This is a genomic window from Microcoleus sp. LAD1_D3, from assembly GCF_036702135.1.
Classification (GTDB): domain Bacteria; phylum Cyanobacteriota; class Cyanobacteriia; order Cyanobacteriales; family Microcoleaceae; genus Microcoleus.
Window position 1 is genome coordinate 26250 of sequence record NZ_JAUBSB010000058.1, and the last position, 10755, is coordinate 37004.

General features: G+C 46.9%; 10 protein-coding genes. 3 read left to right on the top strand and 7 right to left on the bottom strand.

The features are described from left to right. Positions 1-81 precede the first annotated feature (81 nt). The 5 genes from QUA74_RS24120 to QUA74_RS24140 all read right to left on the bottom strand — a co-directional run bounded on the left by QUA74_RS24120 (position 82) and on the right by QUA74_RS24140 (position 5438). The gene (locus tag QUA74_RS24120; RefSeq protein ID WP_333334181.1) at positions 82-354 is read right to left on the bottom strand and encodes a DUF3143 domain-containing protein; all 273 of its coding nucleotides are present in this window, start codon (positions 352-354) and stop codon (positions 82-84) included. Positions 355-451: 97 nt separating this feature from the next. Continuing rightward, positions 452-931 carry a J domain-containing protein gene (locus QUA74_RS24125; protein WP_333334183.1) on the bottom strand — a complete coding sequence of 160 codons (480 nt, stop codon included), beginning with the start codon at positions 929-931 and terminating at the stop codon, positions 452-454. Positions 932-1062: 131 nt separating this feature from the next. Further along, entirely contained in the window at positions 1063-1950 is an 888-nt protein-coding gene (locus QUA74_RS24130) for an Rpn family recombination-promoting nuclease/putative transposase (RefSeq protein ID WP_333334185.1), read from the bottom strand. A 63-nt stretch (positions 1951-2013) separates the two neighbouring features. Then, positions 2014-3597 carry a chloride channel protein gene (locus QUA74_RS24135; protein WP_333334187.1) on the bottom strand — a complete coding sequence of 528 codons (1584 nt, stop codon included), beginning with the start codon at positions 3595-3597 and terminating at the stop codon, positions 2014-2016. 407 nt (positions 3598-4004) lie between these two features. Then, the gene (locus QUA74_RS24140; RefSeq protein WP_333334189.1) at positions 4005-5438 is read right to left on the bottom strand and encodes a hypothetical protein; all 1434 of its coding nucleotides are present in this window, start codon (positions 5436-5438) and stop codon (positions 4005-4007) included. A gap of 50 nt (positions 5439-5488) precedes the next feature. On the opposite strand from QUA74_RS24140, the gene QUA74_RS24145 reads away from it, so the two are divergent. Next, complete coding sequence (locus QUA74_RS24145; RefSeq protein ID WP_333334191.1) at positions 5489-6142, top strand: pentapeptide repeat-containing protein; 654 nt, start codon at positions 5489-5491, stop codon at positions 6140-6142. Positions 6143-6160: 18 nt separating this feature from the next. Here QUA74_RS24145 and QUA74_RS24150 read toward each other — a convergent pair whose 3' ends face one another. Together QUA74_RS24150 and QUA74_RS24155 are read right to left on the bottom strand one after the other, a co-directional pair. After that, the gene (locus QUA74_RS24150; RefSeq protein ID WP_333334193.1) at positions 6161-6676 is read right to left on the bottom strand and encodes an isoprenylcysteine carboxylmethyltransferase family protein; all 516 of its coding nucleotides are present in this window, start codon (positions 6674-6676) and stop codon (positions 6161-6163) included. Between the two features lie 141 nt (positions 6677-6817). After that, positions 6818-7762 carry an aldo/keto reductase gene (locus QUA74_RS24155; protein WP_333334194.1) on the bottom strand — a complete coding sequence of 315 codons (945 nt, stop codon included), beginning with the start codon at positions 7760-7762 and terminating at the stop codon, positions 6818-6820. A gap of 143 nt (positions 7763-7905) precedes the next feature. Between QUA74_RS24155 and QUA74_RS24160 the strand changes: the two genes are divergently transcribed. Both QUA74_RS24160 and QUA74_RS24165 read left to right on the top strand, forming a co-directional pair. Continuing rightward, the gene (locus QUA74_RS24160) at positions 7906-9339 is read left to right on the top strand and encodes a BCD family MFS transporter (RefSeq protein ID WP_333334196.1); all 1434 of its coding nucleotides are present in this window, start codon (positions 7906-7908) and stop codon (positions 9337-9339) included. Between the two features lie 75 nt (positions 9340-9414). Beyond that, positions 9415-10248 (top strand): inositol monophosphatase family protein, encoded by an 834-nt coding sequence (locus tag QUA74_RS24165; RefSeq protein WP_333334198.1) that lies wholly within the window; start codon positions 9415-9417, stop codon positions 10246-10248. Positions 10249-10755: the final 507 nt, after the last annotated feature.

Consider the following 10755-nt stretch of genomic DNA (forward strand, 5'->3'; position numbering starts at 1 on the left):
CATCTCCTGCTCAACATAACGATTTTAGATTTTAGATTGGAGGACAAATCTAAAATCTAAAATCTAAAATCTAAAATCAAATTACGGGCCGGAGAAAACGGCCGCTTCAATGTCCTGACGTGAGAGGGAGTATTTGAATGCTCGCTGAATGTCTTGGCCGTCGGTTCCAGCATCGATGTAGCGGACGGTGAGTTGGTCAATATCGAGGGAGAGTTCTGCTTTCCATGTAAGCTGCTCGATCTGCCAGCAGTGGAGTTCTCGCCGATCTTGCTGGCAGCCGCGGCTTTTTAGCCACTGCTCGATTTCCGGAAGTGGATGGTTGTACAAAGGAGTGTCAGCGGAAGGAAGAGTCATGGGATTTTAGATTTTAGATTTTAGATTTTAGATTGGGGATTTTAGACTTGGGATGTGGAATGTGGGATTTCGGATTGGAGAGTGGGGATTTGAGGCTTTAATTGCCGCGAATTAAGCCGATCGCGATCGCCAGTACCAAACATCCGATTAAGCTAGCTCCCATGATCAACAGGGCGAACATTTCTCCGGGGGAAAGAGGTCGATCCGTGGGATCTAGGTAAGCGGAGTTGGAAGTTTTTTTGCCCGATCCCGAAACAGGAGTATGGAAGCCTGGGGGTGGCGCAATCACGTTCAGTCGAGAATAGCCTATTTTCAGGTCGTAGGCGAGGCGACGTTCTGGGTTGCTGAGGGTGGCGTAGGCGTTGTTGAGCTGCTGAAATTTGGCGGTGGCGACTGCGGGCGGCAAATCGGTGGTATCGGGATGGTAGAGTTTGCTCAGTTCCCGGTAGGATCGCCTAATTTCGATCGCTGAGGCTGAAGGATGCAGCCCTAACAAGCCGTAGTAACTAGAACCCAAGGGGGTTTTGCCGGGTATTTTCTGACTTTTGCTGTTTGCCGTTCCCTCGTTAGGAGTCACCTCAGCGCCTCTGGGCTTGTTGTGAATAGTTTTTGATTATTTTAGAGCAGATTTGAGGGTAGCGCCACTGTCTGCGATGTCGAGGGGTTGAGGGTGGGCGATCGGCTCAACCTACGATCGCCCACTTTAAACTATGAATTGGTCGAGCGCAAATTCTGCACATCCTCAACGCTAAGCCCGGTAACTTGGCTAATCGTGGCATTATCTAGCTGTGAGAGTAATTGTCGGGCGATCGCCAACTTCTCTTCTCGCTTTCCTTGTTCTAGACCTTGTTCTATGCCTTGTTCTATGCCTTGTTCTATGCCTTCCTGAACAGCCTTAATAATTGCTCCTTGTTGGTCATAAATAAACTGTTCTCTTCTGTCCAAATCTTCCACTTCCTCCCGGCTTAACTTGGCTTGATTGGCAATATTAAAAGCTTCATGTATTTCTGGTATGCTATCCATTGTTTCGGGAACTGATGTCAGACTTCTGGCATTTTTCATGAAATAAATCCATTTGTCTGCTAAACTTTCAAGTTCCTCCTGTCCTTTGATAAACTTTGGCAACTCTACAAACACTAAATCTAGATCGTTTTCGGGATAAGTAAAGTTTTTCTTTACTTCTTTAAACACAAATCTCGAAATCCATTCTGCGCTGTTAGGAAACATTTCAAAATCAGTAATTGTCAAAGCAATCACTGGCTTCAGCAATCGATATCCTTGTGCCGCTTCCAATTGAAAAGCATAAGTCTTTGCTGCATTGTACAAAACTCGCTTGCCAAAAGATTGGACGTTGAGCACCTGCATTTCAATAATTACTAAAGTGCCGTCGCTTAGTTTGGCTTTCACATCCAGATAACTATCTTTTAATCCTTCAAGTTTGGGTGGTAGATTTGGGTTGATAATTTCTAAGTCTTGGATGGTGGAATTGCCTTCATAAATTAAGGCGTTGAGAAAGCTAATTAGAATATCTTTGCTTTCTGAGGAACCGAAGATTTTTTTGAAGGCGTAATCGGTTTTCGGGTTGATAAATATCATGGTTGTCAGAGGGGTGCTTTTCGACTATTAGTTTGGTGAGGAAGCAACCGGAATCGAACTCACTCAGACTGCTGATTTTGTTTCAGGCAAAGGCTTGACATCTTCTGGTAAATGTGCGTGAGCCATAGCCAGCACAGGCTTCTCGATACTGTGTTCGCCGTCGGTGGGAAGTTGGCAAGAAATCAGTTCTGTGACGATGCGATCGCCCAGAGCGTCTTCCCAATCCTGCAACTGTTCTCGGGCTTTGATGGGTGTATTGATAGCCACGTCTACGCCCATTTGCTGAAGGTTGAGGCTGTGGGCTGTCGATCGGCGGTTGACCCACTCCACCAGCCAAACGCTCAATCCGACTGCTGCCATCAAAGGCAAGACAATCCGGTAATCACGGGTTAATTCAAACATCAACAGGATGGCTGTCAGCGGTGCTCTGGCGCTGCCGGCGAGGACGGCGGCCATTCCCACCATTGCGTAGGCGGCAGGGCCGGCGACTCGATCGCTCATTGCAGGCAGCATTTCCAAAAAGAGGCCGTAAGCCGAACCCAGAGAAGCTCCCAAAAACATCGCCGGAGCGAAGATACCGCCCACTAAACCGCTGCCGAGGCTGATTGCTGTCATCGCCAGTTTGACAAACAGCAGCAGCAACAGCAAAGGCAAGGAAAATTTAACATCTTGGAGCATTGCTTGGACTGTTTCGTAGCCGACACCCAAAATTTGAGGCAATTGTAGGGCGACTAAGCCGACACAGGCCCCGCCGATGATCGGGTGAAGCGGCCGGGGCATTCGTCCGAGCCAAGCAAATCCTCGGACTTTTCCTTGAAAACAGCCCTCGGCTAATTGAATTGCTTCTGTGTAGGCTAGAGACACTCCGCTCGCTAAAAGTCCCAATCCCATGTACAGAGGCAGTTCTAGGGGGCTGCGGACATCGTAGATCGGCAAAGAAAAGGCCGGCTGAGCTCCCAAGCAGATTTGAGCGATGAGCGCCGAAACTACGGCGGAGAGCAAGACAACGCTGACTGACGAAGTGGCAAAGGTGCTGCCGAGCACGACTTCTAAGGCAAAGAACACTCCGGCGATGGGAGAGTTAAACCCGGCGGATAAACCTGCAGCAGCTCCGGCGCCGAGGAGCAAGCGCTGCCGTTCTGGGGAGAGCTGCAAGACTTGAGCCAGCAGCATTCCGAAGTTGGCGCCGATTTCGACGCTGGGGGCTTCCGGGCCGAGGGAGGCGCCGGTGCCGAGGGAAACTGAGGCTGCCACCATTTTGGTGATGGGTTTGAGGGGGGAGAGTTCTTGCAGGCCGCGGGTGGCTGCAATTAAGGAAGACATATTCGGGCCAAAATCTCGAAATCGCCAACGCATCAGCCCGATGACGACTCCGCCGATGGTGGGAATGCAGGCTAGCGTCCAAGAGCCTTTCGAGGCGATCGCCCCCATGAAGTCTTCCAGCATCAGGCTGTGGATGAAGTGGATGAGGTAGTGAAAGGTGACGACGCCTGCGCCCGTAACTCCCCCTATGACTAGGGAGAGGATGAGCAGGAGCGTTTCTGGGCTGGGGTGCAGGCGGTTGAATAGCGGGCTTAGGCGGGAGGCTTGGGGAGTTGCTGCGGTTGGGCCGGGTGGCGGCAGATCCACAGGATGGGTGGCTCTCATTTAGCGGTTAATTCTTCGGTGAGAAGTTATATAAATATTACAATTTATTTCTTATTTTCATTTTGAGTGATTTTACGGGAATTGACAAGTTAATTAAGGCGTATTTTAGGGCGTATTTTTTGGGCTGGTGGCTGGGGTGGAATGATTGATTCTGAGGATAGGCGGATTTGCCGTGATTGTATGCTCAGTTACATTCAAATTTAGATATACTTTCACAATAATGCTAATTAACTATATTTACTACAGTGTTGGGGCTTAGGGCGATCGCCTGAGTGAACTCGCAATATCATATAACTCAGGGAAACACAACATTCCGATTTAAAAATTGGTGATTTGAGACTTTACCTTAAAACCACTAATTTCAAACCACAAATCTTAAATATAAAATTCCTCGATCGCGCATAACATCACATCGGTTGTTCAGTGGGCGGGATTCTGGGTCTGGGTTTGGCGATCGACATTAGCGGATCGCCGATGGTGGCGACTTTCCAGGGAGGGGATTCTAGCTGGCGTGCTGCGATTAAAAAGGGTGAGCCTCGCTTCAGGCGATCGACCATTAATTTAGGCGGAATAAATGCAGATAAAAAAGGTTCGTTGACGCTGCCAATATATGCGTAAGCACCATTTTCTAGCCACCTTCCGGCAACGGTATTTGTGTCATCTGGCGCTGCTGCTGACCAACTGTGAATCATGTGGATTGCTGCGGGAAATTGAAGTTTGGGTATGTCCTCAACTGAAGCGTCGCCGTTGCCGACTTGGAATGATTTTGGATAGCCTTTGGAATTCATTAATATTAAGTCAAATGTCCACGGTTTTGAGGCTAAACTCCGCCACTTTTCCAAGCTAGATTCTGGTTGCTGCACTACTTCGACATTCAAACCTATGGTTTTTAGTCCGCTAGCTGCTTCCTCCATTTCATATTTTCCCCAATTTCCTTCCTTGGGGTAACTGTCATAAAGCATGGCGGTTTCGGTATCCAGAAATAAGGCGCACATGGCTTGATAGATCGATCGCACTTCCGAGCCGTAAATCCAGCCCACAGCCGCCCAGCGTTCGCCGTTGGGGTGTCGTCCCAAACCGTCGGTAACGGCTAGTTGTTCGTCGGGTTTTTCAGGAGATTGATATTTGACTGCTAGTTGGCGTACAATAGTGATTGTGTCGATCGGGTCTGCGAGTTGAGAGTAAAAATATCCGGTTGATTCGACAGCTTTTTTAATTTCGGTTTGCAGATTTTTCCACTGTGTGTTATTGAGGGTATCGTTTGCTTTTCCGAAGTTGCCTTCTAGAAATACTAAAGGTTGGCCGTGAGCGGCTGCTAAGGCAACTGCAGCAGAACGTGCGGCGTCGTTTTCTGATGTGATTACTACTCCTGGGGGTTCCCAGCCGAGTTGCTTCCATTGTGCTTTTAAGGTTGGAGTATCGGTGGCATTCCAGGCTGCTGCTGCTGCATTCAGCATTAGTTGTTGGAGTTTTTGATTTTTTGGCAGTTGCTGTTTGATGCTTGGCAAACGGACTATTTCTTCGGGTTGAAAGCGCTGCACAAACATGGGCGCATATTTTTTGTCTTCGATGAGAATAGGCCAGTTTCCTTTGAGATTCCATTTTTGGATTGCTGCTAAGAAGGTGGCTTCGTCTGGTACTAAAACTACGCGGTTGACTGTTGGTATGTTGTCACGGAGGATGGCTGCTCGGAGGCCTGTTTGAATTGGCCAGGGTTCTTGTTTGGCTGAGGCGGGAAGTTGAAAGGGTTTTGTGAAAAGGCGATTGCATCCGACACCGATTATTGCTAAGCTTACAATAAGTGCGATCGTCAGGAATTTAAATTTTAACTGTTTTTTCATAAGGTAAGGGGAAGGGGAAGGGCAGGGAAGCAAAACACTGGATTATAAATATGAGCAATTCTGTAAATATTTTTAGGGGCTGCGAGCGGATTTTCCGAGAAGTACAACAGAGAAAACTTGTAAGTGCAATCAAATTGACCACTTTTACCATTATCGCCTTAACAGGTACAGGTTTGATAATTTTGGCAGCCAACCTTGTCTCAGTCAAGCATCGAGTCCGACACTTGCTTATAACCCGAGAATGTGGGGATTGCAATCTCTCAGGGGCTAATTTGAGTGCTGTTTTTCTCGAAGGCGTTAATTTAGAAAATGCTAACCTCAAAGATGCCAATTTGTGGAGTGCCAATTTGGTCAATGCTAATTTGAACAAAGCAAATTTGCGCGGGGCCTACCTGATAAGCAGCAATTTGGCTGGGGCAAATTTGGAGGGCAGCAATCTAGAAAATGCCTTTCTAGAGGATGCTTATTTGGGAGCTAATAACTTGAAAAATGCCAATTTAAAAGGTGCTTTCATGAAAGGGACTTTTCTGGTCAATGCTAACTTGGAGGGCGCGAATTTGGAGGGGGCAAATCTCTGGATGGCAAACCTGGAAGAGGCTAATTTAAAGGGTGCTAATTTGAGGAATGCTTTGCTGCTTAGTACCAATTTGGCAGGAGCTAATTTAAAGGGGGCAATTATGCCTGATGGGACAAAGCATGAATAATTTTCGGGTTGATTCCTGTTAATAGATGCCGGGAATTATTTTTTTTACTCGCTGGCGGTAATCTGAATAGTCGGGATATTTTTTGGTTAACCAGGTTTCTTCTCGGTTGGCTTTGATCTCGAAAAGTATTATTAATAGTGCGCTGGCTATTAAGTGGGATATGCTCATTTGAAAAAGTGTCCAGCCCTGGGCTGCTAAAATTAAGCCGCTGTATAATGGATGCCGCACTATTCCGTAAATGCCTGTTTGGACTAATTCTCCGTTTTCTATGGGATACGGTAAAGGTGTGAGATTTTTTCCTAAGTCTATCAATGCTTTGATGATGAAAATTAATCCGGTTAAGCCGAGAATACTGGCTATAAACCAGATAATATAAAGTAAGTTGGTTGATTGAATTTTTAATCCTGGCAGTTGATAAACTGGTAAGATTACAAATGCTGTGAGCAATCCTCCTTGAAGCAAAACTAAATATTCGCCGCGGCGGTTATTGCGCCAGCCTTCGCGCGTGAAACCCCAATCAGTTAAGATTTTCATAGTAAGACAAAGGAAGAGGGAAGAGGGAAGAGGGAAACGAACTTTAGGTTGGGTATAACTTGGGTTTCGTTCTACCCAACCTACAGGATATTTACAGTCAACAGTCAACAGTCAACAGTGAACTATCAACAATTAACAAATTTATTCTAGCCAGGGACGAGTCATTAGTTCTAGTTGGTTGACTTCATCTTGGCTTAAACTCCAGCCTAATGCGCCTGCATTTTCTTGGGCTTGTTTTGCGGTTTTGGCACCGGGAATGGGGATGACTTTGTTTTGAGCTATTAACCAGTTTAAGGCAACTTGGGCGGGAGTTCGATCGCGCTTTCTGCCCATTTTTCGCAGTGTGGACATGACTAATTCGATTTTCTCGATGCCTGTTTTACTGAAGCGGGAGTCCATTTTGCGGGCTCCTGTAGGTTGTTCTTGGGCTGTGTATTTTCCGGTAAGCAATCCTTGGGCTAAGGGGCTGTACGCTAAAATTGTTACTCCCAATTCGCGGGCTGCACTCACAATCCCTTGTTTTTCTACTTGCCGCGACAGCAATGAGTAGCGGACTTGATTGGTTGCTAGGGGAACGCCTCTGGCTGCTAGTATTTTGTGGGCTTGGCGCATCTGTTCTACTGAATAGTTGCTGACTCCTACTGCTTGAATTCTGCCTTGTTTTACTTCATCGGCTAAGGCGTTCATTAGGGTTTCTTGACTCAGCAAAAAAGTGAAGGGCCAGTGCACTTGGTAGAGGGTTATTTGTTCTATTTGCAAGCGTTTTAAGCTGGCACTCAAAGCGTCGGAAACTGATTTTCCTGTAATCCGCCAAGGTACGGGGCCGAATTTTGTGGCTATGTGCACGGGTTGGGTGGTTTTTTTGAGAAACTGCCCCAGTAATTCTTCTGACAAGCCGTTACCGTAGACTTCGGCTGTGTCGAAAAAGTTGACTCCCGCGTCTAGGGATGTTTTGAATGCTGCTTCTACTTCGGCGGCGCCGTAGTTGCTGCCGTAGTTCCAAAATATTTTGTCGCCCCAAGCCCAAGTTCCGACGCACAGGGGTATGACGGGTGGGCCATTTTGTCCTAGGGTAATGGTTGTCACGGTTGGTAAATCCACAATTCTTTATTGTCTATTATTTTTATATAAATAATCGCGATCGAGCTTCTAGCCACGGGAGGAAACGCGGCTGGTGGCGGGTATCTCAGTTACTATAAATGAGTCATGCTGTGTTTATTTGAATAGTTATGTCGATCGACCCTTTGCCAGATTCTAGATTAACAGATTCCGCGACTGCTGCTATCAAAAGAGTTTCCCTCCTGACTATGTTCCGGTTGGGTTTGTTTCAGATGGGATTGGGCATGATGTCGATTTTGACGCTGGGGGTGCTCAATCGCGTGATGATTAAAGAGTTGGCGATTCCGGCTACTGTGGTGGCGGCTACGCTGGCGATGCACCAGTTTGTTGCGCCGGCTAGGGTGTGGTTTGGGCAAATGTCTGATGCTAAGCCTTTGTTTGGTCATCACCGCACGGGTTATGTATGGGTAGGAAGCGTTTTGTTTGTGATTTCTGCTTTTTTGGCGGTACAGGTGATGTGGCGCTTGGGCGGCAGTTTGGAAGCTGTAGGGTGGACTACTCCTACTTACGGTTGGGTGGGTTTGTTGGGTTTGATTTTTGCGCTTTACGGTATTGCTATTTGTTCGAGTTCGACTCCTTTTGCTGCTTTGTTGGTGGATGTTTCGGATGAGGAAGATCGATCAAAGTTGGTGGGGGTGGTGTGGTCGATGCTGATGGTTGGTATTATTATCGGGGCGATTGTTAGCAGCGGTTTGTTGAAGCAAATTGATGGGGATGTGCCGCGGGAAGTGTTGCAGGCTTCGATTAACGGTTTGTTTGTGAAGGTGCCGGCGCTTGTTTTGCTGTTGGTGGGGATTGCGACTTTTGGGGTTGAGAAAAAGTATTCGCGGTACAAAGTGCGATCGTCGGCAGTGAATCGAGAAGATAAAATTACTCTGGGAAGTGCGCTGCGGATTTTGACTGCTAGCCGCCAAACCGGTTTATTTTTTACTTTCCTGCTGATTATGACAATTTGCTTGTTTATGCAGGATGCGGTTTTGGAACCTTACGGCGGGGAAATTTTTAAGATGTCGATTTCGCAAACTACGCAGTTGAATGCTATTTATGGTACTGGTACTCTGATCGGTTTGGCTACAACTGGTTTTTTTATTGTACCGCGCATCGGCAAGCAAAATACGATTAGATTAGGTTGTTTGTCTGTGGCGGCTTGTTTTGTTTTAATTATTTTATCTGGATTTACGGGAAATCCAATTGTGTTTAAGTCAGCTTTAATGTTGTTTGGGTTAGCTTCGGGTATTACGACGACGGGTGCGCTGAGTTTGATGTTGGATTTGACTGCTGCAGAAACGGCGGGGACTTTTATTGGTGCTTGGGGTTTGTCGCAGGCGATGGCGCGTGGTGTGGCGACGGTTAGCGGCGGTGCTATTTTGGATTTGGGCAGGAGTTTGTTTGGGGTGCCGATGTTGGCTTATGGGTTGGTGTTTGCTGTGCCTGCGGTGGGTATGATTCTGGCTGTTTGGCTGTTGGGTAGGGTGGATGTTGGGGAGTTTCAGGATAATGCTAAAAGTGCGATCGCCACTATTCTTGAAAAGGATTTAGACTAAGGTTTGTAGTGAGAACTTTAGTCCTCATTCTCTTCTCGATCAAAGACTTCAGTCCTTAATACAAAAAAACTGCAAATGAAGGATTTTTGGGATTCAATTTTAAGTTTTTCTCAGACTACGGTCAAGAGAGTCGGCCAGCAGTTTTTGAAAGATTTCGGTTCTGCACAAGCAGATGAGAAGGATGATGGGAGTTTGGTTACGCAGTCTGACAATTGGGCGGATGCGGAGATTAGAAGTGCGATCGCATCTACTTTTCCCAGTCACGGAATTTTGAGCGAGGAAGGAGAACACGTTTTTCCAGATACGGAATGGTGTTGGGTTGTCGATCCTCTGGATGCTACGACTAATTTTGCTCGGGGAATTCCGATTTGGGGGATTTCTTTGGGTTTATTGTATCGCGGAACTCCGGTTTTTGGCTGCGTGCATTTGCCGCCAGTGAATCAATCTTTTCACGGTTTTTATGCAGGGGATTTGGCAGGCGACAATGTATTGGCAAATATGCCTCAAGGTGCTTTTTTGAACAATCGGCAGATTTGTCCGAGTGCTGATAAGATGAGCGGGAATCATATTTTTAATTTGTGTTCCCGGAGTGTGGGAGTCGGGCCTCATCTTCCCAGTAAAATTCGGATGTTGGGCATGGCTAGTTACAATTTTTTGACTGTGGCTTCGGGTGTGGCTATGGGAGGGGTGGAAGCGACTCCGAAAATTTGGGATATTGCGGGGAGTTGGGTAATTGTGAAAGCTGCGGGTGCGGTTTGGCTGCCACTGGAATCCCAGGCGATTTTTCCGCTGGAAGTGGGTAAAAATTACGGCAGAGTTTCTTATCCGACTTTGGTGGTGAACCGGCAGGAGTTGGTGTCGGTGTTTTTGCCATTTGTGGAGGCTTGGAAGAAGAAAAAAATGGGGTAATTTACGCGCGAGCGAAGCTATCCCGTAGGGAATCGAGCAATTATTAAATAAAACAGCACGGCAGGCGTGACGGAGGAGTCTCCCACGCCTGCCGTGCTGTTTGGAAGAAATATACCGACCGATGACCGATGGTTTAAGTATGCCTACTCTTGTCTATTTCTGCCAATCTGCGATCGGGTGGTTTTGTTTTACGTCGATCGGGTGATGCGGTGCTGGTACAAGTTGTGGTAATTTTTCAACTAGCTATTATATCTCGGAAATAAAATTATACCTGTTTTCCAGTAGAAGCACAATGGAAAATACATAGTCCTGGACGCAAAAAACCCGGTTTCTCCGAAAAATCGTGCATTTCTCGCCGCTCGATATTGACGCAGAAACCGGGTTTTTGACCCCGCGTGCGTCTAGGACTATACACTTACTGCGGTGTTGGGTGCGATTCGTTTAACCTAAAATAAGGCTTTAAATCCTTATGGGATGGTTAACCTAGCTGCATAGGCAGTTAGTGAT

Excerpts from the sequence above, each read along its gene's own strand:
- QUA74_RS24150 (WP_333334193.1), bottom strand. The coding sequence starts at position 6,676 with ATGAAAATCTTAACTGATTGGGGTTTCACGCGCGAAGGCTGGCGCAAT.
- QUA74_RS24135 (WP_333334187.1), bottom strand. The coding sequence starts at position 3,597 with ATGAGAGCCACCCATCCTGTGGATCTGCCGCCACCCGGCCCAACCGCA.
- QUA74_RS24120 (WP_333334181.1), bottom strand. The coding sequence starts at position 354 with ATGACTCTTCCTTCCGCTGACACTCCTTTGTACAACCATCCACTTCCG.
- QUA74_RS24165 (WP_333334198.1), top strand. The coding sequence starts at position 9,415 with ATGAAGGATTTTTGGGATTCAATTTTAAGTTTTTCTCAGACTACGGTC.
- QUA74_RS24130 (WP_333334185.1), bottom strand. The coding sequence starts at position 1,950 with ATGATATTTATCAACCCGAAAACCGATTACGCCTTCAAAAAAATCTTC.
- QUA74_RS24145 (WP_333334191.1), top strand. The coding sequence starts at position 5,489 with ATGAGCAATTCTGTAAATATTTTTAGGGGCTGCGAGCGGATTTTCCGA.
- QUA74_RS24160 (WP_333334196.1), top strand. The coding sequence starts at position 7,906 with ATGTCGATCGACCCTTTGCCAGATTCTAGATTAACAGATTCCGCGACT.
- QUA74_RS24140 (WP_333334189.1), bottom strand. The coding sequence starts at position 5,438 with ATGAAAAAACAGTTAAAATTTAAATTCCTGACGATCGCACTTATTGTA.